This is a genomic window from Micromonospora costi (assembly GCF_003626655.1).
In the GTDB taxonomy this organism is placed as follows: domain Bacteria; phylum Actinomycetota; class Actinomycetes; order Mycobacteriales; family Micromonosporaceae; genus Micromonospora; species Micromonospora costi.
This window is the reverse complement of record NZ_RBAN01000001.1, coordinates 2,132,527-2,156,564: the sequence shown is the minus strand read 5'-3', so window position 1 is coordinate 2,156,564 and position 24,038 is coordinate 2,132,527. Positions and strand designations below refer to the sequence as shown.

The window sequence follows — 24,038 nt, the reverse complement described above, 5'->3', positions numbered from 1 at the left end:
GTCGTGGTTCCCTCGGACGAGCGGCCGACGGCCTGAGACGTCCTCCATCGGCCCGTGAGGGCCGTTCACATAACGCAGGGCGGTGCGGGCGGGATGGTCATGCCATCCCGCCCGCACTGTCTGTCCGGGCCGGTACGAAGGGACGACATCCGCAGCCCACTACTGGCGTCGGCCATCGACCTCCGCTAACGTCCGCCCGGTCCATGAACGCATTCTTCCTTCCCTACCCCGGGGGACCGATGAAACCGTTCCACCGCTCCACCCTGGCCCGCTTCGGCGCCGTGGCTCTACTCGCGACGGCGGGCCTGGGCACGGTCGCCGCTCCCGCTCACGCGGAGGACCGGGCGACGCTGCAGCTCATCCCGTTGAGCTACGAGGTGGCCAAGGGCGTCAAGCAGGCCACGGCCAAGCCGTTCAAGTTCCAGGTCGCCAACACCAGCGGCGTCGACGCCAGGGACGTGACCGTCACGGTGAACACGTCCGAGCTCGACCGCAAGCGGGTCGGTGTCGTGGCGCCGGACGGCTGCGAGGTGAAGAAGAAGTCCTTCACCTGCGTCCTCGGCGATCTCGCCGCGGGCACGACCGAGGACTTCGGCATCCCGGTCTTCTCGACCGGGAAGCGCGGCGAGGCCGGCACCATGACGGTGACGATCACCGCCGCCAACGCCACGGGCGACTCGGTCGACCACCGGGTCATCGTCGCGAAGCCCGGTTACGACCTGACGACGTGGGTGCAGGACGTGCAGGCCAACGTGGTGGTCAACGGCGCGGTCGTCGACGAGCCGGACCTGAAGCCCGTCCCGCGCGGCGAGACGGTGCCGGTCGACTGGGCGATCTACAACGACGGCAGCCGCAAGGCGACCGGGATCGCGTACGGCATCACCCTGCCGCGCGGCGTGACGTTCGCCCACCTGCCGGAGACCTGCGTCCTCGCCGACCCGGAGCTCGTGGACGGTCTCGCGCAGGCGTACTGCGAGGACTCCGGCGCCGTGCTGCCGAAGGGGCAGTACTACACCGACGACGTGCGGGTGACGGTCGGCGCGGACGTCACCGAGCCGGTGCTCCGCCCCGGGATCCTCTGGGCGGGCGGGCTCGACGGCGCCGCGGGACCGGCGGAGGAGGCTCCGCAGATCGCCAGCGGCACCCAGCGCAGGACGTTCACCGAGACCGACCCGGTCGACAACACCGCCCAGTTCGACGTCTTCGTGGACCTGTCGGCCCAGCCGACGCCCACCCCGACGCCGACGGTCACGCCGACCGGCGAACCGACCGCGACCCCGACGCCGACCGCCACGGCCACGCCGACCGCCACGGCCACGCCGGGCACCGGCGGTGGCGGCGCGGGCGACGGCGACGGTGGCCTTCCGGTGACCGGCGTGCAGGTCGGCCTGATCGGCGGGATCGGTGCGGCCGTCCTGCTGGCCGGCGGCGTCCTGCTGCTGATCTCGCGGCGGCGCCGGGTCGTGCTGGTGGCGCCGGCCGACGAGACGTCGACCGACTGACGCCGACGCGTGGCGGGGGCGGGGCGGCCGGGCCGCCCCGCCCCCGCCGTACGCGGACCCACCGCCGGACCAGAGCCGGCCGGCTGGCAGAGTGGAGGGGTGAGTCGCACCCCGCAGGGCCAGCGCGCCAGCCTGGACAAGCAGCCGCACGAGGTCGCCGCGATGTTCGATGGCGTTGCGGCGCGCTACGACCTGACGAACACGGTCCTCTCCTTCGGGCAGGACCGCTCCTGGCGGCGGGCCACCCGGGCGGCGCTCGGGCTGCGGCCGGGCGAGCGGGTGCTCGACGTGGGCGCCGGCACCGGGGTCTCCACCGAGGAACTGGCCCAGTCGGGGGCGTACGCGGTCGGCGCCGACCTGTCGCTCGGCATGCTGTACGCCGGCAAGAGCACCCGTCCCAGCGTGCCGCTGCTGGCGGGGGACGCGCTGCGACTGCCCTTCGCCGACGCGAGCTTCGACGCGGTCACGATCTCGTTCGCACTGCGGAACGTCACCGACACCGACGCCGCCCTGCGGGAACTGGCCCGGGTCACCCGGCCCGGCGGCCGGCTCGTCGTCTGCGAGTTCAGCACCCCGGTCAACCCGGCCTTCCGCACGGTCTACCTGTCGTACCTCATGCGGTCCCTGCCGGCCGTGGCCCGCGCGGTCTCCAGCAATCCCGAGGCGTACGTCTACCTCGCCGAGTCGATCCGGGCCTGGCCGGACCAGCGGGCGCTCGCCGGGCGGATCGGCGCGACCGGCTGGCGGAGCGTCGCCTGGCGCAACCTCACCGGTGGCGTGGTCGCGCTGCACCGGGCGGTCCGCGACTAGACCAGATCCACACCGGACCGCCGACACCGGCCGCCTCCCGACGCGCCGGATTCGGTCACCTGTGACGGTCCGGTGCCGGTCAACCCTATTTCGTGAATTTCCGACTTTCGTCCACTTTGCGCCGTAGGCTCGCCCCCATGACGGGACCAGAGCCGGCGGACCGGGTGGACGCCACCGACGACGACGCGGCCGAACTCATCGCGCAGCTGCGGGAGCTGGCCGGTGCCGATCCGGCCGACGTCCGTCAGGTGGTGGCCGAGGTGCTCGCCGCCCTGGACCGGGCAGCCGGCGGTGCGTTGCGCGAGCATCTGCCCGAGACGATCCGCGTCGACGCCGGCCTGGACGCACCCAGCCACGCCTGACACCCGACGCCCCGAACAGCGCCCCAGCCGTCACAGACGCAACTTAGGTACCCCTGGTCGGGCGGGGTTGAGACGTCGGTCATAGACTCCCAGCGTCTGGCTTGTGAAGCATTTCACGAGCATGCGGGAGGAGGCGCGGATGACCGCGGTGGAGCACGACGCCGACGTGATCGTCGTGGGCGCCGGTCCCGGTGGCTCGGCGACCGCGTACCACCTCGCCCGCCACGGGGCGCGGGTGCTGCTGCTGGAGAAGACCGAGTTCCCGCGGGAGAAGGTCTGCGGCGACGGGTTGACCCCGCGGGCCGTACGCCAGCTCATCCGGATGGGCGTCGACACCTCGCCCGAGGCGGGCTGGCTGCACAACCGGGGGCTGCGCGTCATCGGTGGTGGCGTCCGGCTCGAACTGGACTGGCCCGACCTCGCGAGCTTCCCCAACTACGGGCTCGTCCGCACCCGCCTGGACTTCGACCAGCTGCTCGCCGAGCGGGCCGTGGCCGCCGGCGCCGTGCTGCGCACCGGCGTGAACGTCACCGGGCCGGTGCTCGACGACGACGGCCGGGTGACCGGCGTGCAGGCCGAGGTCGGCGAGGAGAAGGCCCTGGGGACCTTCCACGCCCCGCTGGTCGTGGCGGCCGACGGCGTCTCCGGCCGGTTCCCGCTCGCGCTCGGCCTCGCCAAGCGGGAGGACCGGCCGATCGGCGTGGCCGTGCGGCGCTACTACCGCTCGCCGGCCAAGCACGACGACGACTACCTGGAGTCGTGGCTCGAGCTGCGCAGCAAGGAGGGCGGCGACAACCTGCTGCCCGGCTACGGCTGGATCTTCGGGCTCGGCGACGGCCGGGTGAACGTCGGCCTCGGCGTCCTCAACTCGTCGTCCGCGTTCGGGAAGACCAACTACCGGCGGCTGCTCACCGACTGGCTCGCCAACACGCCGGCGGACTGGGGGATGACCGACGAGGCGAACGCGGACGGCCCGATCCTCGGCGCCGCGCTGCCGATGGGCTTCAACCGGGTCCCGCACTACACCCGGGGCGTGCTGCTGGTCGGCGACTCCGGCGGGATGGTGAACCCGTTCAACGGCGAGGGCATCGCGTACGCCATGGAGTCCGGCGAACTGGCCGCCGAGATCGCCGTGCAGGCGCTGGCCCGGCCGGCCGGCGCCGACCGCGAGCGGGCGCTGCACGCCTACCCGGCCGAGCTGAAGGCGCGCTTCGGCGGCTACTACCGGCTCGGCGGCATCTTCGTGAAGCTGATCGGCCGTCCGGAGGTGATGCGGATGGCGACCAAGCACGGCATGCCGCACCCGACGCTGATGCGCTTCGTGCTCAAGCTGCTGGCCAACCTGACCGATCCGCGCGGTGGAGACGCGATGGACCGGGTCATCAACGCGATGACGAAGGTGGCGCCAGCCGTGTGAGCAGGGGGTTCGTGACCGGCGACGGGAACGGGCCACCGACAGACCCGCCCCCGGCGGCAGCCACCGCGGGGGACGTGAATAGTGTGATTTTCGTCAAGCACGAGGGCAGGGAAGGACGAGCAGGAGAAGAAGATGTCGCTCTCGCCTTACGCACCCATCATCGGGCTGTTCGCCCTCGCCGCGGCGTTCGCGCTGTTCTCCGTGGCCGCCGCCCGCTTCGCCGGTCCCCGGCGTTACAACAAGGCCAAACTCGAGGCGTACGAGTGCGGCATCGAGCCCAGCCCCCAGCCGGTCGGCGGCGGGCGGTTCCCGATCAAGTTCTACCTGACGGCGATGCTCTTCATCGTCTTCGACATCGAGATCATCTTCCTGTACCCCTGGGCGGTCTCGTTCGACGCCCTGCCGATCTTCGGCTTCGTGGAGATGGTCCTGTTCATCGTCGCGGTCTTCGTCGCGTACGCCTACGTGTGGCGGCGCGGCGGCCTGGACTGGGACTGAGGAAGGAACGTCAGATGGGCATCGAGGAGAAGCTCCCCGCCGGCGTCCTGCTCACCTCGGTGGAGAAGCTGGTCAACTGGTCTCGGAAGTCGTCCTTCTGGGGGGCGACCTTCGGCCTGGCCTGCTGCGCCATCGAGATGATGGCGGCCGGTGGCCCGCACTACGACATGGGCCGCTGGGGCATGGAGGTCTTCCGCGCCTCGCCCCGGCAGGCGGATCTGATGATCGTGGCCGGCCGGGTCAGCCAGAAGATGGCGCCGGTGCTGCGCCAGATCTACGACCAGATGGCCGAGCCCCGCTGGGTGCTGTCGATGGGCGTCTGCGCGAGCAGCGGCGGGATGTTCAACAACTACGCGATCGTGCAGGGTGTCGACCACGTGGTGCCGGTCGACATGTACCTGCCCGGCTGCCCGCCCCGGCCGGAGATGCTCATCGACGCGATCCTCAAGCTCCGCGAGAAGATCATGCACGAGCCGCTCGGCCCGAACGGCCGCAAGATGCTCGAGGCGCGCAAGGAGCGCGGCGACGTCCCGGTCGTCCCCTACGGCTCGATGCCGTCGTCGTACCGCAGTGACAAGGCCCGCCGTGCCGAGTGGACGAAGGCCGTCCGCGAGGGTCGCGAGGAGCAGCTGCGGATCGAGAACTGGATGAAGGCCCAGAACCATCTTCAGCAGTACGGGGGCATGAAGAAGTGACCGCACCTCACGACAAGCCGAACGACGGCGGCGTGCCGGTCCCCGTGACCCCGGCCGGGGCCAGCAGCGGGGCGCCCGCCGAGCACCCGCCGTCGAGCCCCGCCGGTCGCGGCATGTTCGGCAACCAGGGCTCGGGTGACGTCTCCGGCTACGGCGGCCTGGTCCGCCCGCGCCGGTCCGTGGAGTCGGCGGCGCGGCCGTTCGGTGGCTACTTCGACGAGGTCCACGACGCGCTCGAAGAGGCGTACCCGGGCTTCGCCGACGCCATCGAGAAGGTCGTGGTCGACCGCGGCGAGCTGACGCTGCACGTACGCCCGGAGCGGATCGCCGAGGTCTGCCAGGTGATGCGCGACGACCTGGCGCTGCGCTTCGAGCTCTGCTCGTCGGTGTCCGGGGTGGACTACCTCGGCGCGGACGAGCGCCGGCTGCACGTCGTCTACCAGCTCACCTCGATGACGTACCGCCGCCGGGTCCGGCTGGAGACCGCGGTCCCCGCCGAGAACCCCCACCTGCCCAGCGTCACGGCGGTCTACCCGACGGCCGACTGGCAGGAGCGCGAGGCGTACGACATGTTCGGCATCGTCTTCGACGGCCACCCCAACCTGACCCGGATCCTCATGCCGGACGACTGGGAGGGGCACCCGCAGCGCAAGGACTACCCGCTCGGCGGCGTTCCCGTCGAGTACAAGGGTGCGGAAATTCCCCCGCCGGACCGTAGGAGGTCCTACCAGTGACCACGTCCAACTACGCGACCGAGCGCGAGACCACCGAGGGCAAGGTCTTCACCGTCACGGGTGGCGACTGGGACACGGTCGTCTCCGGCACCGACCCGATCAACGACGAGCGGATCGTCGTGAACATGGGTCCCCAGCACCCGTCCACCCACGGCGTGCTGCGGCTGATCCTGGAGCTGGAGGGCGAGACGGTCCGCGAGGCCCGCTCGGTCATCGGCTACCTGCACACCGGCATCGAGAAGAACCTCGAGTACCGCAACTGGGTCCAGGGCAGCACGTTCGTGACCCGGATGGACTACCTCTCGCCGCTGTTCAACGAGACCGCGTACTCGCTCGCCGTGGAGAAGCTGCTCGGCATCTCCGACGACGTGACCGAGCGGGCCACCACCATCCGGGTGCTCATGATGGAGCTCAACCGGATCTCCTCGCACCTGGTGTGGCTCGCCACCACGGGCATGGAACTCGGCGCGATCAACATGATGCTGTACGGCTTCCGCGAGCGGGAGTACATCCTCGAGATCTTCGAGCTGGTCACCGGCCTGCGGATGAACCACGCGTACGTCCGTCCCGGCGGCGTGGCGCAGGACGTGCCGGACGACGCGATCATCAAGATCCGCGAGTTCCTCAAGCTGATGCCGAAGCGGCTCAAGGAGTACGAGGACCTCCTGTCCGGCCAGCCGATCTGGATCGAGCGGACCAAGAAGGTCGCCGTGCTCGACGTCACCGGCTGCCTGGCGCTCGGCGTGACCGGCCCGGTACTGCGGTCCGCCGGCCTCGCCTGGGACCTGCGCAAGACCATGCCGTACTGCGGCTACGAGACGTACGAGTTCGACGTCCCGACGCACACCGACGGCGACGTGTGGGGCCGCTACCTGGTCCGGCTCGCCGAGATCCGCGAGTCGCTGAAGCTCGTCGAGCAGGCGGTGGACCGCCTGGCCAAGCCCGGCCCGGTGATGGTCGCCGACCGGAAGATCGCCTGGCCGGCCCAGCTGGCCATCGGCGTCGACGGTATGGGCAACTCGCTCGAGCACGTGGCCAAGATCATGGGTCAGTCGATGGAGTCGCTGATCCACCACTTCAAGCTGGTCACCGAGGGCTTCCGGGTCCCGCCGGGCCAGGTGTACGTCGGCATCGAGTCGCCCCGCGGCGAGCTGGGCGTGCACGCGGTCTCCGACGGTGGCACCCGCCCGTACCGGGTGCACTACCGGGAGCCGAGCTTCATTAACCTCCAGGCCCTCCCGGCGATGGCCGAGGGCGGCCTGATCGCCGACGTGATCGCCGGTGGCGCCTCGCTGGACCCGGTAATGGGAGGTTGTGACCGGTGAGCGCGAGGAGTGAGCTTGCGAGCCCCGCAGTCGCGAACGGAGGGCGGCTCTGATGAACGTCTTTACCGAAGAGACCCGGGCCCGGGCGCGGGAGATCGTCGCCCGCTACCCGGCTGACCGGTCCCGCTCGGCGCTGCTGCCGCTGCTGCACCTGGTGCAGGCCGAGGAGGGCTACGTCTCCCCGGCCGGCGTGGAGTTCTGCGCCGAGGTGCTGGGGTTGAACAAGGCCCAGGTGGGCGCGGTCGCCACGTTCTACACCATGTACAAGCGCAAGCCGACCGGTGACTTCCTGGTCAGCGTCTGCACCAACACGATGTGCAACGTGCTCGGCGGCCAGGAGGTCTACGACACCCTCGTCGAGCACCTCGGCGTGGGGCACGACGAGACCACCGCCGACGGGACGATCACCCTCGAACACGCCGAGTGCCTGGCCGCCTGCGACTACGGCCCGGTCATGACGGTCAACTACGACTTCTTCGACAAGGTCGACCCGCAGACCGCGGTCGGCGTGGTGGACGAGCTGCGCGCGGGTGGCCGGCCGATGCCGACCCGGGGCGCCCGGCTCTGCACGCTCAAGGAGATGGCCGTCCAGCTCGCCGGCTTCGCCGACGAACGTGAGGGAGCGGTCGCCGACGGCGGGCCGGGCGAGGCGAGCCTCCGCGGCCTGCTCCTCGCGCAGCAGCACAACATCTCGGTGCCGGGCTTCGACCCGAACACCCCGATCCGCAGCAAGGCGGACGCCGACAAGGCCGCCGCCGAGGCGAAGGCCAGGGCGGAGGCGGCCGAGAAGGCGAAGGCCGAGGCCGCCGCGAAGCAGGCCCCGACGGCCCCGGTGAAGGGCGGCGACGGGGCGTCCGCCCCGACGGGCACGCCGCCCGGGACCGAGCCGGCCCGGCCGGAGCAGGCCACCGGCAGCACCGCGCCGGACGTGAAGGCACCCGACGACAAGTCGCCGCAGGTGCGTACCGCCGAGACCCGGCAGCCGGACGCGGCGACCGCCGTGCCGGACGCCCCCGGGACGAAGGTGCCGTCGGACGCGGTGCCGCCGGCGCCCCGGGACGCGCAGGAGGCGGAGGCCGCCGGTGCGGCCGCCAACCCGCCGGCCGGTGACGGCAAGCCCGCCGGCGACGAGGCCGGGGCGCAGGAGCGCAACCTCAAGCAAGCGGAGGCCGGGGCGGGCGCCAGTGGCGCGGGCTCGACGGGCGCGAACGAAACGGGGGTCCAGAAGTGACCACTCCTCGGCCGGAGACCCTGGCCAAGCTCACGCCGGTGCTCACCAAGCGCTGGCTGTCGCCGGACGCCTGGCGGATCGGCACCTACGAGAAGCTGGACGGCTACGCGGCGCTGCGCAAGGCGCTCAAGGCCCACCCGGACGACCTGATCCAGCTGGTCAAGGACTCCGGGCTGCGCGGTCGCGGCGGGGCGGGCTTCCCCACCGGTCTCAAGTGGGGCTTCATCCCGCAGGGCGACGGCAAGCCGCACTACCTCGTGGTGAACGCCGACGAGGGCGAGCCGGGCACCTGCAAGGACCTGCCGCTGATGACGCACGACCCGCACTCGCTGGTCGAGGGCGTCATCATCGCCTCGTACGCGATCCGCGCCAACCGGGCGTACATCTACATCCGCGGTGAGGCCGTGCACGCGGCCCGCCGGCTGCGCAACGCGGTGCAGGAGGCGTACGCCAAGGGCTACCTCGGCCGCAACATCCTCGGCTCCGGCTTCGACCTGGAGCTGGTGGTGCACTCGGGCGCCGGGGCGTACATCTGCGGCGAGGAGACGGCGCTGCTCGACTCGCTGGAGGGCTTCCGGGGTCAGCCCCGCCTCCGCCCGCCGTTCCCGGCGACCCACGGCCTGTACGCGAGCCCGACGGTGGTCAACAACGTCGGCACCATCGCGAGCGTGCCGTACATCGTGCTGGGCGGCGCCGCCTGGTGGAAGACGATGGGCACGGAGAAGTCGTCCGGGCCGATGATCTACTCGCTCTCCGGCCGGATCGCCAACCCCGGCCAGTACGAGTGCTCGATGGGCATCACGCTGCGGGAGCTGCTCGAACTGGCCGGCGGGATGCAGCCCGGGCACAACCTGAAGTTCTGGACGCCGGGCGGCTCGTCGACGCCGCTGCTCACCGCCGAGCACCTGGACGTGCCGCTGGACTTCGAGTCGGTGGCCGCGGCGGGTTCGATCCTCGGCACGACGGCGACCCAGATCTTCTCCGACCAGGACTGCCCGGTCTACGCGACCTACCGGTGGCTGGAGTTCTACCACCACGAGTCGTGCGGCAAGTGCACCCCGTGCCGGGAGGGCAACTACTGGATGGTCCGGGTGTACCAGCGGATCCTCTCCGGCCAGGGCACCTACGAGGACCTGGACACCTTGCTCGACACCTGCGACAACATCCTGGGCCGGTCGTTCTGCGGTCTGGGAGACGGCGCGACCAGCCCGGTGACCTCGTCCCTGCAGTACTTCAAGCAGGACTACCTCGACTACATCGAGGGGCGCACCGCGCCGAAGCTGTCCGACAAGCAGTTGGTGGGAGCCCATTAATGACCGACGTCGTCAAGGCCCCGGAAACCGTCACGCTCACCATCGACGGCGTCGAGGTCACCGCCCCGAAGGGGGCGCTGCTGATCCGGGTCGCCGAGCAGATGGGCATCGAGATCCCCCGGTTCTGCGACCACCCGCTGCTGGCCCCGGCCGGCGCCTGCCGGCAGTGTCTGGTCGAGGTGGAGGGGCAGCGCAAGCCGGTCGCCTCCTGCACCCAGGCCGTCGCCGACGGCATGGTGGTGCGCACCCAGCTCTCCTCCCCGGTCGCCAAGAAGGCGCAGGAGGGGGTCATGGAGCTGCTGCTGCTCAACCACCCGCTCGACTGCCCGATGTGCGACAAGGGCGGCGAGTGCCCGCTGCAGAACCAGGCCATGTCCACCGGGCGCACCGACTCCCGGTTCCACGAGCACAAGCGGGAGTACCCGAAGCCGCTTCCGATCAGCAGCCAGGTGCTGCTCGACCGGGAGCGCTGCGTGCTCTGCCAGCGGTGCACCCGGTTCTCCGAGGAGATCGCCGGCGACAAGTTCATCGACCTGATGAACCGGTCGTCCGCCGAGGAGATCAACATCTACCGGGACGACGCGTACGGCGAGGAGGGCGACGCCGGTGACGTGCCGTTCAACTCCTACTTCTCCGGCAACACCGTGCAGATCTGCCCGGTGGGTGCGCTGACCGGCGCCCAGTACCGGTTCCGGGCCCGCCCGTTCGACCTGGTCTCCAGCCCGAGCGTCTGCGAGCACTGCTCGGCGGGCTGCGCCCAGCGCACCGACTGGCGGCGGGGCAAGGTGCTGCGCCGGCTGGCCGGCGACGAGCCCGCGGTGAACGAGGAGTGGAACTGCGACAAGGGTCGCTGGGGCTTCCAGTACACCCGCGCCACCGACCGGCTCACCACTCCGCTGGTCCGCGACGAGCGTACGGGCGAGCTGCGGGAGGCGTCCTGGAGCGAGGCGCTCACCGTGGCCGCCGAGGGGCTGCGCGCCGCGCGGGACAACGGGCAGGGCGCCGCGGTCCTCACCGGCGGGCGGCTGACCGTCGAGGACGCCTACGCGTACGCGAAGTTCGCGCGGGTGGCGCTCAACACCAACGACATCGACTTCCGGGCCCGGCCGGTCTCCCGCGAGGAGTCCGACTTCCTGGCCAGCTCGGTAGCCGGGATCACCGACGTCACGTACGCGGACGTCGAGAAGGCGCCCGCGGTGGTGCTGGTCGGGCTGGAGCCGGAGGAGGAGTGCCCGATCCTCTTCCTGCGGCTGCGCAAGGCGTACCTGAAGAAGAGCCTCACGGTGTACGCGATCGCCCCGTTCGCCACCCGCGGCCTGGAGAAGCTCGGCGCGAAGCTCGCCCGGGTGGTGCCGGGCGAGGAGGCCAGCGTGCTCGCCGAGCACGCCACGGTCGCCGAGGCGCTGAGCGCCGAGGGCGCCATCCTGATCGTCGGCGAGCGTCTGGCCGAGGTGCCGGGCGGCCTCTCCGCCGCCGCGGACGTCGCACGGCGTACGGGCGCGAAGCTCGCCTGGGTGCCGCGGCGCGCGGGTGACCGCGGCGCGGTCGACGCCGGCTGCCTGCCGAACCTGCTGCCCGGTGGCCGCCTCGTCAACGAGCCGGCCGCCCGCGCGGAGCTGGGCGAGGCGTGGGACATCCCGGCCGGGGTGATCCCGAGCCAGACCGGCCGCGACACCGACGGCATCGTGGCGGCGGCCGCCGCCGGCCAGCTCGGCGCCCTGGTCGTGGCCGGTGTCGACCCGGCCGACCTGGCCGACCCGCGACTGGCCGAGAAGGCCCTCGACACGGTGCCGTTCCTGGTGAGCATCGAGCTGCGTGCCAGCGCGGTGACCCGCCGGGCGAACGTGGTCTTCCCGGTCGCCCCGGTGGACGAGAAGGCCGGCAGCTTCCTGGACTGGGAGGGCCGGCTGCGCACCTTCGAGGCGGTGCTGAACACCGGCGCGATGACCGACGGTCGCGTGCTGGACGCCCTCGCCGCGCAGCTCGACGTGCGGCTCGGCACCGGCGACGTGCTCAGCGTCCGCCGCGAGCTGGGCGGCCTGCCGCCCACCCGGACCACCCGGCCCGGCGCCCCCATGGTGGAGCCGACCGCGGTCCCGCAGCCGGGCGCCGGCGAGGCGGTGCTCGCGACCTGGCACCAGCTGATCGACCTGGGCCGCCTCACCGAGGGCGACGAGCACCTGGCCGGCACCGCCCGCACGCCGGTGGTCCGGCTGGGCAAGGGCACGGCCGAGGCGCTGGGCGTCGCGGACGGCGACCCGGTCACCGTCGGCACCGACCGCGGCGGGATCACCCTGCCGGCGGCCATCACCGAGATGCCGGATGGCGTCGTCTGGCTGCCGACCAACTCGCCCGGCTCGACCATCCGGCGCAGCCTCGGCGCGAGCTCCGGCACGGTGGTGCGGATCTCGGCCGCCCCGGTGGCCGCCGACGCCGCCGGCCGCCCGGGCCCGCTCCTCAACACTGGGGGTGTCCAGTGATCTACCTGGCCCAGGACCCGACGCTGGCCGACTTCGGCAAGGATCCGTGGTGGCTGGTCGTCGGCAAGGTGCTGTTCGCCTTCGTCCTCGCGGTGCTCGCCACGCTGCTCGGCGTCTGGTTCGAGCGCCGGGTCGTGGCCCGCATGGCGGTGCGGCCCGGCCCCAACCAGGTCGGCCCGCTGGGTCTGCTGCAGACCCTCGCGGACGGCCTGAAGATGGCCTTCAAGGAGGACATCCTCCCGCGGACCGCGGACAAGGTGGTCTACTTCTTCGCCCCGACCATCTCGGTGATCTGTGCGGTCACCGCGCTGTCGGTGGTGCCGTTCGGGCCGATGGTGAGCATCTTCGGCCACTGGACGCCGTTGCAGGTCACCGACGTGTCGGTGGCGGTGCTGGTGCTGCTGGCCTGCTCGTCGATGGGCATCTACGGCATCGTGCTCGGCGGCTGGGCGTCCGGGTCCACCTACCCGCTGCTGGGCGGCCTGCGCTCCAGCGCCCAGATGATCTCGTACGAGGTCGCGATGGGGCTGAGCATCGTGGCGGTCTTCATGACCGCGGGCACGATGAGCACCAGCGGGATCGTGGCCGCGCAGGGCGACGCCACCCAGCTCACCGTGTTCGGCACGGACATCCCGGCACCGGGCTGGTACGCCATCCTGCTGCTGCCGAGCTTCATCATCTTCTTCATCGCCACCGTCGGTGAGACCAACCGGGCGCCGTTCGACCTGCCCGAGGCGGAGTCCGAGCTGGTGGCGGGCTTCATGACCGAGTACAGCTCGCTGAAGTTCGCGCTCTTCATGCTCTCCGAGTACGTGTCGATGGTGACCATGTCGGCGGTCACCACCACGCTGTTCCTCGGCGGCTGGCGGGCGCCCTGGCCGATCACCCTCTGGGAGGGCGCCAACTCCGGTTGGTGGCCGCTGCTCTGGTTCTTCGGCAAGGTGATCACGCTGGTCTTCGTCTTCGTGTGGCTGCGCGGCACGCTGCCCCGGCTGCGCTACGACCAGTTCATGCGGCTCGGCTGGAAGGTGCTGCTGCCGATCAACCTGGTCTGGATCCTGGTGCTGAGCGGCCTGCGCTCGATCGACCACTTCGACACCCGGTCCCGCCTGCTCTGGACCGCGATCGGCGCTGGCGTCCTGCTGCTCGCCACGCTCTTCTGGCCGAGCCGCAAGCCGCAGCCGCAGCCCAGCCTCCAGGAGCGGGTCAACAACCGTCCGCACGGCAGCTTCCCGCTGCCGCCGATGGACCTTCAGGTTCCACCGAGCCCGCGCACCAGGCGCGTGGTCGCCGAGCGGGAGCCGGCCAACATCGCCGCCGGCCCCGAGTCCAGGGAGGTGTGACGTGGGCGCGATCACCGGAACGTTCAAGGGCTTCGGGGTCACCTTCTCGCACATGTTCAGGAAGGTCGTCACCACCGACTACCCGTTCAAGCCGCCGGTCTCGGCGCCGCGCTACCACGGGCGGCACATCCTCAACCGGCACCCGGACGGGCTCGAGAAGTGCATCGGGTGTGAGCTGTGCGCCTGGGCCTGCCCGGCGGACGCGATCTACGTGGAGGGTGGCGACAACACCGAGGAGAACCGCTTCTCCCCGGGTGAGCGGTACGCCAGCATCTACCAGATCAACTACGCCCGCTGCATTTTCTGCGGGCTCTGCATCGAGGCCTGCCCGACGCGCTCGCTGACCATGAGCAACGAGTACGAGCTGGCCCGGGACAACCGGCAGGACCTGATCTTCACGAAGGAGCAGCTGCTCGCGCCGCTGCTGCCGGGCATGGAGCAGCCGCCGCACCCGATGCGGCTGGGCGACAGCGAGAAGGACTACTACGTCGGCGGGCTGACCAACCCGGGCACCTCGGCCGGCGCGGAGCACGCGGCCAACAGCCCGGGCCGGTACCAGGTGGAGGAGCACCCCGGTGTGACCTTCCCGGGCGCCGAGCAGCACGCCCAGCGCGCCGCAGCAGGCAAGGGAGAGCCGGCATGACCACGCAGACCGTGCTCGCCGCGGCGGGCGGGGTGTCCGGCGGCGAACAGGTCACCTTCTGGATCCTCGCCCCGCTCGCGCTGATCGGCGCGATCGGGATGGTGGCCGCCCGCAACGCCGTCCACTCGGCGCTCTGGCTGGTGCTCACGATGCTCTGCCTGGGCGTGTTCTACGTGCTCCAGGCCGGGCCGTTCATCGGCATGGTGCAGATCATCGTCTACACCGGCGCGATCATGATGCTCTTCCTGTTCGTGCTGATGCTGGTCGGGCGGGACGCGTCCGACTCGCTCATCGAGACGCTGCGCGGCCAGCGGGCCGCCGCGATCCTGCTCGGCCTCGGCTTCGCCGGCCTGGTGGGCACCGGCATCTACCGCGCGCTGAAGGGCGTCACGGCGGTCGGCCTGGACCAGGCCAACGCCGAGGGGAACGTCCAGGGCATCGCCCGGCTGCTGTTCACCAAGTACGTCTTCGCCTTCGAGCTGACGTCCGCGCTGCTCATCACGGCGGCGGTCGGCGCGATGGTGCTGGCGCACATCGAGCGCCGCAAGCAGGACAAGATGGACCAGATCGCCACCATGAACGCCCGCTTCGCGCCGGGCAACTACCCGGGTCCGAAGCCCGGCCCGGGTGTCTTCGCCACCTCCAGTTCGGTGGCCACGCCCGCCCGGCTGCCGGACGGCCGGCTCACCGAGCGGAGCACGCCCGACATCCTGCCGGTCCGGGAACTGACCGCGCAGGAGGTCTCGCCGAAGGGTACGGACAAGTGACTCCTGAGTACTACCTGGTCCTCGCGGCGGTGCTGTTCACCATCGGCGCCTCGGGCGTGCTCGTCCGCCGCAACGCGATCGTGCTGTTCATGTGCGTCGAGCTGATGCTCAACGCGGCCAACCTGGCGCTGGTCACCTTCAGCCGGATCAACGGTGACCTCAACGGCCAGATCATGGCGTTCTTCGTGATGGTGGTGGCCGCGGCCGAGGTCGTGGTCGGGCTCGCGATCATCATGGCGATCTTCCGGACCCGGCGCTCGGCGAGCGTCGACGACGCCAACCTGCTCAAGTACTAAGAGGGGCCTGCGGTGGGAGAGATTCTGACGAACGCCCCGGCGGAGCCGGCGGGGGCCGTCACCTACGCGGCGGCGGACGGTCTGCTCAGCAGCGTCTGGCTGCTGGTGGCGATCCCGCTGGTCAGCGCGGCGATCCTGCTGCTGCTCGGCCGGCGGGCCGACCGCTGGGGGCACTGGCTCGGGGTGGCCGCGATCGGCGTGTCGTTCGTGCTCGGCCTCGCCTCGTTCTTCCAGCTACGCGGTCTGGAGAACAAGTCCGTCGAGCTGAGCCTCTGGGACTTCATCTCGGTCGGCGGGCTGCGGGTGGACTTCGGGCTGCTCTTCGACCCGCTGGCCGCCGTCTTCGTCCTGCTGATCACCGGGGTGGGCTTCCTGATCCACCTCTACGCGGTCGAGTACATGGCGCACGACGCGGGTCGCCGGCGGTTCTTCGGCTACTTCAACCTGTTCGTCGCCGCCATGCTGCTGCTGGTGCTCGGCAACAACTACGTGATGCTCTACGTCGGCTGGGAGGGCGTCGGTCTGGCGTCGTACCTGCTGATCTCGTTCTGGTACGAGCGGCCGAGCGCCGCCACCGCCGGCAAGAAGGCGTTCCTGATGAACCGGGTCGGCGACGCCGGCCTCGCCATCGCGATCTTCATCATGTTCGCCACGCTCGGCACCACCCAGTACGACGAGGTCTTCTCCGGCGTCGGCGGGCTGGCCGGCGGCACCGTGCTGGTGCTCGGCCTGCTCCTGCTGCTCGGCGCGACCGGCAAGTCCGGTCAGTTCCCGCTCCAGGCGTGGCTGCCGGACGCCATGGAGGGCCCGACCCCGGTCTCGGCCCTCATCCACGCGGCCACCATGGTCACGGCCGGCGTCTACCTGATCGCCCGGTCGAACCCGATCTTCTCGGCCAACACGACGCTCCAGCTCGTGGTGGTCAGCGTCGGTGCGCTCACCCTGCTGATCGGCTGCATCATCGGCGCGGCCAAGGACGACATCAAGCGGGTGCTGGCCTGGTCGACGGTCAGCCAGATCGGCTACATGTTCCTCGGCGTGGGCCTGGGCGGCGCCGCGTACGCGCTGGCCATCGTGCACCTGCTGGCGCACGGCTTCTTCAAGGCCAACATGTTCCTCGGCGCCGGCTCCGTGATGCACGGGATGCACGACCAGGTCGACATCCGTCGCTTCGGCGGGCTGTCGAAGTACATGAAGGTCACCTGGATCACGTTCATGATGGGCTGGCTCGCCATCATCGGCATGTTCCCGTTCTCCGGCTTCTTCTCCAAGGAGCCGATCATCGTGGCCGCGTTCGAGCGGGAGGACTGGACGGCCTGGCTGTTCGGCGGGGCCGCGCTGGTCGGCGCCGGGCTGACCGCGTTCTACATGACCCGCCTCTTCGTGCTCACCTTCCACGGGCCGAAGCGCTGGACCGAGGACATCGAGCACCCGCACGAGTCGCCGGCCCTCATGACCATCCCGCTGATCCTGCTGGCCATCGGCTCGGTCGGGGCGGGCTTCCTGCTCTCCACCTCCGTGCCGGACTGGCTGGAGGCCACCGCCGGCCTGGGCGGTCAGGAGGAAGGACACGAGGCGGTCCTGTCGCACGGCGTCATCACCACCCTGTCGCTGGTGGTCACCGTGCTCGGCGCCGGGTTGGCCTGGTTCCTGTTCCGCAACGGCACGGCCACCGCGCCGCAGCCGGCCGGGGTGCTGGTCACCGCCGCCCGCCGCAACCTCTACACGGACGCCTTCAACGAGACGGTCTTCGAGAAGCCGGGCATCTTCCTCACCCGGGCGCTGGTGTTCCTCGACAACCGGGGCGTCGACGGGCTGGTCAACGGCCTGGCCGCCGCGGTGGGCGGGGGCTCGGGCCGGCTCCGGCGGCTGCAGACCGGCTTCGTCCGGTCGTACGCGACCTCGATCCTGACCGGCGCGCTGCTCGTGGTGGCGGCGTTCCTGGCCGTACAGGCGGGGTGGCTGGCGTGATCGACCTCTTCCCGGCCGCCCCCGCCGGCGGACCACGCAGTGACGACGGAGGTAAGGCCGCATAATGTCCAACTTCCCGTTCCTCTCGGTGCTCACCGTGGCGCCGCTGGTGGGCGCCCTGGTGGTGGCCCTCCTGCCGCGCCACCGGCCGGAGCTGGCCAAGCAGGTGGCGTTCGTCTGGTCGCTGCTCGTGCTGGTGCTCTCGGTGCTGATGTGGATCACCTTCAAGGTCGGCGGTGACCGCTTCCAGTTCCGGGAGTCGTACCCGTGGATCCCGAACTGGGGCGTCCACTTCACGTTCGCGGCCGACGGCATCGCGCTGGTCATGCTGATGCTCATCGCGGTGCTCGTGCCGCTGGTGATCCTCGCGTCCTGGCACGACGCCGAGTCGTCGAAGCGGTCCGTGCCGGTCTACTTCGCGCTGCTGCTCGTCCTCGAATGCACGATGATCGGCGTCTTCGCCGCCGCCGACGTCTTCCTGTTCTACGTGTTCTTCGAGGTCATGCTGGTGCCGATGTACTTCCTCATCGGCAGCTACGGCGGCCACCAGCGGCAGTACGCGGCCGTCAAGTTCTTCCTGTACTCGCTGGTGGGTGGGCTCTTCATGCTCGCCGCGGTGATCGGCCTCTGGGTGGTCGGCGGGAAGACCTTCGACTGGCAGGCTCTCTCCCAGGTGGACATCTCCACCGGCACCGAGCGCTGGCTGTTCCTCGGCTTCTTCCTCGCCTTCGCGATCAAGGCGCCGTTCTTCCCGTTCCACACCTGGCTGCCGGACGCCGGTGGCGCCGCTCCGGCGGGCGCGGCCGCGCTGCTGGTCGGTGTGCTCGACAAGGTCGGCACCTTCGGCATCCTTCGGTACTGCCTGCCGCTCTTCCCCGACGCGGCCAAGTGGTTCGCGCCGTGGGCGCTCGCGCTCGGGCTGATCGGCATCATCTACGCGGCGCTGCTCGCGGTCGGGCAGAACGACCTCAAGCGGCTGGTGTCGTACACCTCGATCGCCCACTTCGGGTTCATCGGCGTGGGCATCTTCGCCTTCACCACCCAGGCCGGCACCGGCGCGGTGCTCTACATGGTCAACCACGGCCTCGCGACCGGTCTGCTCTTCCTGGTCGTGGGCATGCTCATCGCGCGCCGCGGCTCGGCCCTGATCACCGACTTCGGCGGGGCCGGCAAGCTCCTCCCGGTGCTGGCCGGCGTGCTCTTCTTCGCCGGTCTGGCCTCCCTGGCGCTGCCCGGCACCGCGCCCTTCGTCTCGGAGTTCCTGGTGCTGATCGGCTCCTTCACGGTGAACAAGCCGGTCGCCGTGATCGCCACCGTCGGCATCATCCTCGCCGCCGCGTACGTGCTGTGGATGGTGCAGCGCACCACCCAGGGCACGCTCAACCCGGCGCTCACCGAGGTCGACGGGATGCGCCGTGACCTCAACCTGCGCGAGAAGGTCGTGGTCGCGCCACTGATCGCGCTGATCGTGCTGCTCGGCTTCTACCCGAAGCCGGTCACGGACGTGATCAACCCCGCCGTCCAGGCGACCATGGACGACATCGGCAGGACCGACCCCGCTCCCTCGGTGGGCACCGTCCAGGAGGCCGCAAAATGAGTGAACTCAAGCTGCCGTCGATCGACTACGCGGCGGTCGCCCCGATCCTGATCATGTTGGGCGCCGCGCTGGTCGGGGTGCTGGTCGAGGCGTTCGTCCCGCGGCGCTCGCGGCACCTGGCGCAGCTCACGCTGGCGCTGCTCGCGGTGCTCGCCGCGCTCACCATGGTCGTGCTCAACGCCGACGACCGGCTGATCACCGCCGGCACGGCGATCGCCGTGGACGGTCCCACGCTCTTCCTCCAGGGCGCGATCCTCGTGCTCGCCGCGATGGCCCTGCTGCTCATCGGCGAGCGCGCGCTGGAGCGCGGCGGGGCGTTCGTCGCCCAGGCCGCGGTCACCGCCGAGTCGGCCGACGACCGGCGGCAGGCCGAGGGCGCCAGCGGGGCCACCGAGGTGTACCCGCTGACCACGTTCGCGATCGGCGGCATGCTGATCTTCGTGGCGGCGAACGACCTGCTGACCATGTTCATCGCGCTCGAGGTCTTCTCGCTGCCGCTCTACCTGCTCTGCGCGCTGGCCCGCCGCCGGCGGCTGCTGAGCCAGGAGGCGGCGCTGAAGTACTTCATGCTCGGCGCGTACGCCTCGGCGTTCTTCCTCTTCGGCGTGGCGCTGATCTACGGGTTCACCGCCGGTGTTCCCGGCCGCTCGTCCGGCGTCGACTTCGCCACCATCAACGCCGCCGTGACCGAGTCCCCGGCCAGCCGGGTGCTGCTGTTCGCCGGGATGGCGCTGCTCGCCATCGGCCTGCTGTTCAAGGCCGCCGCGGCGCCGTTCCACGTCTGGACGCCGGACGTCTACCAGGGCGCCCCGACGCCGGTCACCGGCTTCATGGCCGCCTGCACCAAGGTCGCCGCGTTCGGCGCCCTGCTCCGGGTCTTCCACGTGGCGTTCGCCAGCGCCAACTGGGACTTCACCCCGGTGCTCGGTGTCGTGGCGGTGCTGACCATGCTGGTCGGCGCCGTGCTGGCGGTCACCCAGACGGACATCAAGCGGCTGCTGGCGTACTCGTCGATCGCCAACGCCGGTTACCTGTTGGTCGGCGTGCTCGCCCCCTCCAAGGACGGCCTCTCCGGCACGATGTTCTACCTGGTGGCGTACGGCTTCTCGGTGCTCGCCGCGTTCGCCGTGGTGACCCTGGTCCGCGACGGCGACGGGGAGGCCACCCACCTGTCCCGTTGGGCGGGGCTGGGCCGCCGGTCGCCGTTCTACGCGGCGCTGTTCACGTTCATCCTGCTGGCCTTCGCCGGTATCCCGCTGACCAGCGGCTTCACCAGCAAGTTCGCGGTCTTCGGCCCAGCGCTGGCCGAGGGGAGGGCGTGGCTGGTGGTCGCCGGCGTGCTGACCAGCATGGTGCTGGCGTTCCCGTACCTGCGCGTCGTCGTCATGATGTGGCTCTCCGAGCCGGGCGAGTCGACCCCGACCGTGGCGGTGCCGGGTGCGCTCACCTCGGCCGCGCTGATGATCGGGGTGGTGGCCACGCTGGTCCTCGGCATCGCCCCCGCCCCGCTGCTCGACCTGGCCACAGGGGCCGCCGAATTCGTCAGATGACGGTCCCGGGCCGACGGGGGCCGGTACGCCACGGCGTGCCGGCCCCCCGGCGTATCCGCCCCGCTCGATCGGTGCGCGACGGCGGAGGCCGGCACGCATCCCCCGCCCGGAACTGGTCGAACGGGTGTGGCATGGTTGAGGCGTGGTGAATCCGGCTGGCGAGCGTACAGGTGCCACCGGCTCCGGCGGCCGTCGGAGCCGGCAGCACACGGGTCAGTTCGAGGCGCTCGGCCTCTATCTGGCCGATCCGCGCCTCGAAGCGTCCGTGCTGGCCGTGCTCGACGCGGTCGAGGTCGAGCTGCGGGCCAGTGTGGCCAGCGCCGACCCGTTCGTCACCGAGGCCGCCCGGCACCTCGTCGAGGCCGGTGGCAAGCGGTTCCGCCCGCTGCTGGTGGCGCTCGGCGCCCAGTTCGGCGACCCGATGGCACCCCCGGTCGTCCCGGCCGCGGTGGTGATGGAGCTCACCCACCTGGCGACGCTCTACCACGACGACGTCATGGACGAGGCGGCCGTGCGCCGGGGCGCGCAGAGCGCCAACTCCCGGTGGACCAACTCGGTGGCCATCCTGGTCGGCGACTACCTCTTCGCGCGTGCCGCCGACATCGCGGCCGACCTCGGCACCGAGGCCGTACGCCTCCAGGCGCGTACCTTTTCGCGGTTGGTGCACGGCCAGATCGCCGAGACCGTCGGCCCGCGCCCCGGCGAGGACCCGGTGGCGCACTACCTCCAGGTGATCGGCGGCAAGACCGGCTCGCTGATCGCCACCTCGGCCCGGTTCGGCGGTCTGTTCGGCGGCGCGGCGCCGGAGCACGTCGAGGCCCTCGCGGGCTACGGCGAGACGATCGGCGTGGCGTTCCAGCTCTCCGACGACCTGCTGGACATCGCCAGCGAGTCCGCCCAGTCGGGCAAGACGCCCGGCACCGACCTGCGCGAGGGCGTGCCGACCCTGCCGGTGCTCTACGCCCAGGCCGGCGACGACTCCGACGCGGCCTCGGTGCGGCTCCGCGAGATCCTCGCCGCCGGTGCCCTGACCGACGATGACCTGCACGCGGAGGCGCTCGGCCTGCTGCGGGAGAGCCCGGCCCTGAAGCGCGCCCGGGAGACCGTGCGCAGCTACGCCGAGGAGGCCCGGGCCCAGCTCGCGCCGCTGCCGGAGAACCCGGCGCGCCGCGCCCTGGAATCCCTCTGCGACTACATAGCCGACCGCACCAGCTGAGGCCGCCCGGCGCGCGCCCGCCCCGCTGCGCCCGCTCGTTCAGTTGATCAAGAGCTTTGCGTCAGAAATCGGCGCCCCGCTGACGCAAACCTCTTGATCACCACGCGGGGCCGGCGGGAGGCCTGCGCGGGGCCGGCGGGAGGCCGCGCCGGGGGTCAGGAGCGGGTCAGGAGGCGGCTGCCGGTCAGCATGAGGGCCGCGGCCAGGAGCATCGACACCGCCGCGGTGCCCCACATGGCCGGGTAGCCGGCCCGGCCGGCGATCGCGCCGAGGCCGAGCGGGCCGATGCAGCCGCCCGCGTACACCCCGGTCTGGGTGATCGAGGTGGCGGCGGCCGGCGCCTGCGGGTGCAGCCGGACCACCGCGAAGTTCAGGATCCCCGGCCAGGCCCAGCCGAGGCCGAAGCCGAGCACCACGCCGGCCACCAGGGCCACCGGCCCGGCCACCGCGAGCAGCCCCAGCCCGGCGGCGCCGACCACCAGCATGCCCGCGATGACGGCCACGTGACCGCCGGAGCGGCGGTCGGCGAGCCACCCGGACCCGACCCGCGCCGCGACGCAGACAGCGCTGCCGAGGGTCAGCGTGAGGCCGGCCAGCCCCGGCGGGAGCCCCCGCCCGACGGCCGAGTCGACCACGAACGTGCCCAACGCGTTGGCGGCGCCCGCGGCCAGCGTCGCGGCCACGCCGATCACCACGAGAGGCCCGGTGCCGCGACCGGCCCGCGCGCGGCCCGCCCCGCGCACCGCCACGGCCTCCCGCCGGGGTACGGCCGGGAGGGTGGCCAGTGCGGCCGCGGCGGCCGCCACGAAGGCCCAGCGCCAGCCCGCGGTCAAAGCGATGGTCGGCACCGCCGCCCCGGCCAGCAGCGTCGAGACCGGGATGGCCGCCTGCTTCACCCCGAACGACAGGCCCTGCCGGTGCGGTGGGACGTGCCGGGCCAGCGTGGCGTTGCTGGCGAGCTGGCCGAGGGCGTTCGCGACGCCGCTGACCGCCAGCAGCCCGAGCAGGACGGGATACGAGCGGGCCAGCCCGGCCACGGCCAGCAGGCAGGCGGCGGAGAGCAGGACGCCGGCGCGGGCCACCACTGCGGGCCCGTACCGCTCGGCGAGAGCGCCGGACGGCACCGACGCCAGCGCGCCCACACCGAAGTAGACGGACACGGCGAGGCCCAGCCCGGCGGGCGAGAAACCGAGGTCGTCGCCGAGTTGGACGGCGAGACCGCCGACCAGGAAGACGGGCAGGACGCAGGCGATCGTGACGGCGATGGCGCTGGCGCTGGCGCGGACCGGTCGGCTCGGCGCGGCGCCGGTGAGGGGGGTGGTGGCGGTGTCGGTCATCGTCCCGCAAACCTACGCCAGCCCTCGGAGGACCACGGATCGTGTCCGTCGGGGCACGAACGGTTGATGACGATCTGGCATCCTCGACCCGAACAGGCGTTTCGCACCGGCTCTGGATTTCATATGGTGTAAGTCCCCGGCGGCGGAGGTGGTTGTGCGCGACCCCCTGGCGGAACCTTCGGATCTGATCCGCAGCGTCTCCCGCGCGCTACGAGTGCTCGAGTCGGTCGGTCGCGCCCCGAAGGGCCTGACCGTGAAGCAGATCGCCCGGCGGTGCGAGCTGACCGTTGCCACCACCTACCACCTGGTGCGCACGCTGGCGTACGAGGGCTACGTCATCCGCCGCGAGGACGGCACGTACATCGTGGGGCTGGAGGTCGCCGACCGCTACCGGGAGCTGGTGACCGCGTTCCGTGGGCCGGCCGCGGTGGGTGAGACCCTGCGCCGGGCCGCCGCCGACACCGGCTACAGCCACTACCTGGGCCGGTTCGTGGGTGGCCAGGTGGCGGTCACCGCGGTCGCCGAGGGCGCGCGCTCACCGTACCTGGAGGACCTGGTCCCGGGTTTCGACGAGGGAGCGCACGCCACGGCGCTCGGCAAGGCCCTGCTCGCCACGCTCACCGCCGAACAGCGCTTCCGCTACCTGAGGGAGTACGGCATGCGCCCCTTCACCAGCGCCACGCTGACGACCTCCGAGGCGTTCGAGACCGACCTGGCCGCCGGTGACCGGCGGGGCATGCAGCTGGAGCTCGGGCAGTTCCGCCAGGGGGTGGCGTGCGCCGCGGTGCTGGTGAGCCCCGACAAGGACATGGAACGCCGGCTCGTGCTCGCCTGCGCGCTTCCCGCCGGGGAGATGATGACGTCGGCGCGCGTGGTGCGCGCCAAGCTGCTCACGGCGGCCCGGGCGATCGCCGACAGCATGGCCGCCGAGCACTGAGCCCGTACGCCACG

At 71.5% G+C, this 24,038-nt stretch carries 21 protein-coding genes; 20 read left to right on the top strand and 1 reads right to left on the bottom strand.

The genetic code is table 11. The features are described 5' to 3' along the window. The first annotated feature begins 239 nt into the window (after positions 1–239). The 19 genes from D7193_RS09820 (at position 240) to D7193_RS09730 (ending at position 21,750) form a co-directional block, all read left to right on the top strand. Positions 240–1,502: a cell wall anchor protein gene (locus D7193_RS09820; protein WP_120778955.1), complete on the top strand. Its 1,263-nt coding sequence runs from the start codon at positions 240–242 to the stop codon at positions 1,500–1,502. A gap of 99 nt (positions 1,503–1,601) precedes the next feature. Beyond that, entirely contained in the window at positions 1,602–2,312 is a 711-nt protein-coding gene (locus D7193_RS09815; protein WP_120778954.1) for a demethylmenaquinone methyltransferase, read from the top strand. 137 nt (positions 2,313–2,449) lie between these two features. Continuing rightward, on the top strand, positions 2,450–2,674 hold the full coding sequence (locus tag D7193_RS09810; protein ID WP_120778953.1) for a hypothetical protein: 225 nt from the start codon (positions 2,450–2,452) through the stop codon (positions 2,672–2,674). A gap of 139 nt (positions 2,675–2,813) precedes the next feature. Continuing rightward, on the top strand, positions 2,814–4,091 hold the full coding sequence (locus D7193_RS09805) for a geranylgeranyl reductase family protein (RefSeq protein WP_120779376.1): 1,278 nt from the start codon (positions 2,814–2,816) through the stop codon (positions 4,089–4,091). 132 nt (positions 4,092–4,223) lie between these two features. Then, the gene (locus tag D7193_RS09800) at positions 4,224–4,589 is read left to right on the top strand and encodes an NADH-quinone oxidoreductase subunit A (RefSeq protein WP_076469129.1); all 366 of its coding nucleotides are present in this window, start codon (positions 4,224–4,226) and stop codon (positions 4,587–4,589) included. A 14-nt stretch (positions 4,590–4,603) separates the two neighbouring features. Continuing rightward, positions 4,604–5,284, top strand: coding sequence for a NuoB/complex I 20 kDa subunit family protein (locus D7193_RS09795; protein WP_120778952.1), 681 nt, complete (start codon positions 4,604–4,606; stop codon positions 5,282–5,284). After that, positions 5,281–6,018 carry an NADH-quinone oxidoreductase subunit C gene (locus tag D7193_RS09790; protein WP_120778951.1) on the top strand — a complete coding sequence of 246 codons (738 nt, stop codon included), beginning with the start codon at positions 5,281–5,283 and terminating at the stop codon, positions 6,016–6,018. The genes D7193_RS09795 and D7193_RS09790 overlap by 4 nt, the downstream gene beginning before the upstream one ends. Next, a complete protein-coding gene (locus D7193_RS09785; RefSeq protein ID WP_120778950.1) occupies positions 6,015–7,343 on the top strand; it encodes an NADH-quinone oxidoreductase subunit D in 1,329 nt (442 codons plus the stop codon). Before D7193_RS09790 ends, D7193_RS09785 begins: the two co-directional genes overlap by 4 nt. Before the next feature lie 52 nt (positions 7,344–7,395). After that, positions 7,396–8,574 carry an NADH-quinone oxidoreductase subunit NuoE gene (gene nuoE, locus D7193_RS09780; protein WP_120778949.1) on the top strand — a complete coding sequence of 393 codons (1,179 nt, stop codon included), beginning with the start codon at positions 7,396–7,398 and terminating at the stop codon, positions 8,572–8,574. Further along, the gene (gene nuoF / locus D7193_RS09775) at positions 8,571–9,887 is read left to right on the top strand and encodes an NADH-quinone oxidoreductase subunit NuoF (protein ID WP_120778948.1); all 1,317 of its coding nucleotides are present in this window, start codon (positions 8,571–8,573) and stop codon (positions 9,885–9,887) included. Before nuoE ends, nuoF begins: the two co-directional genes overlap by 4 nt. After that, positions 9,887–12,367 (top strand): NADH-quinone oxidoreductase subunit G, encoded by a 2,481-nt coding sequence (locus D7193_RS09770; RefSeq protein WP_120778947.1) that lies wholly within the window; start codon positions 9,887–9,889, stop codon positions 12,365–12,367. The genes nuoF and D7193_RS09770 overlap by 1 nt, the downstream gene beginning before the upstream one ends. Then, positions 12,364–13,710, top strand: coding sequence for an NADH-quinone oxidoreductase subunit NuoH (nuoH, locus tag D7193_RS09765; protein ID WP_120778946.1), 1,347 nt, complete (start codon positions 12,364–12,366; stop codon positions 13,708–13,710). Before D7193_RS09770 ends, nuoH begins: the two co-directional genes overlap by 4 nt. Before the next feature lies 1 nt (position 13,711). Continuing rightward, entirely contained in the window at positions 13,712–14,353 is a 642-nt protein-coding gene (gene nuoI, locus D7193_RS09760) for an NADH-quinone oxidoreductase subunit NuoI (RefSeq protein ID WP_120778945.1), read from the top strand. Beyond that, positions 14,350–15,120 carry an NADH-quinone oxidoreductase subunit J gene (locus D7193_RS09755; RefSeq protein WP_120778944.1) on the top strand — a complete coding sequence of 257 codons (771 nt, stop codon included), beginning with the start codon at positions 14,350–14,352 and terminating at the stop codon, positions 15,118–15,120. Before nuoI ends, D7193_RS09755 begins: the two co-directional genes overlap by 4 nt. After that, entirely contained in the window at positions 15,117–15,416 is a 300-nt protein-coding gene (nuoK, locus tag D7193_RS09750) for an NADH-quinone oxidoreductase subunit NuoK (RefSeq protein ID WP_120778943.1), read from the top strand. Before D7193_RS09755 ends, nuoK begins: the two co-directional genes overlap by 4 nt. 12 nt (positions 15,417–15,428) lie before the next feature. Next, positions 15,429–17,387 carry an NADH-quinone oxidoreductase subunit L gene (gene nuoL / locus D7193_RS09745; protein WP_120778942.1) on the top strand — a complete coding sequence of 653 codons (1,959 nt, stop codon included), beginning with the start codon at positions 15,429–15,431 and terminating at the stop codon, positions 17,385–17,387. Positions 17,388–17,451: 64 nt separating this feature from the next. Then, positions 17,452–18,984, top strand: a complete 1,533-nt coding sequence (locus tag D7193_RS09740) for an NADH-quinone oxidoreductase subunit M (protein WP_120778941.1) — start codon at positions 17,452–17,454, stop codon at positions 18,982–18,984. Beyond that, positions 18,981–20,534 carry an NADH-quinone oxidoreductase subunit NuoN gene (nuoN, locus tag D7193_RS09735; protein ID WP_120778940.1) on the top strand — a complete coding sequence of 518 codons (1,554 nt, stop codon included), beginning with the start codon at positions 18,981–18,983 and terminating at the stop codon, positions 20,532–20,534. The genes D7193_RS09740 and nuoN overlap by 4 nt, the downstream gene beginning before the upstream one ends. A 142-nt stretch (positions 20,535–20,676) precedes the next feature. Then, positions 20,677–21,750, top strand: a complete 1,074-nt coding sequence (locus D7193_RS09730; protein ID WP_120778939.1) for a polyprenyl synthetase family protein — start codon at positions 20,677–20,679, stop codon at positions 21,748–21,750. 155 nt (positions 21,751–21,905) lie between these two features. Here D7193_RS09730 and D7193_RS09725 read toward each other — a convergent pair whose 3' ends face one another. Further along, complete coding sequence (locus D7193_RS09725) at positions 21,906–23,087, bottom strand: MFS transporter (RefSeq protein WP_120778938.1); 1,182 nt, start codon at positions 23,085–23,087, stop codon at positions 21,906–21,908. A gap of 154 nt (positions 23,088–23,241) precedes the next feature. Between D7193_RS09725 and D7193_RS09720 the strand changes: the two genes are divergently transcribed. Further along, entirely contained in the window at positions 23,242–24,024 is a 783-nt protein-coding gene (locus D7193_RS09720; protein WP_120778937.1) for an IclR family transcriptional regulator, read from the top strand. Positions 24,025–24,038 lie beyond the last annotated feature (14 nt).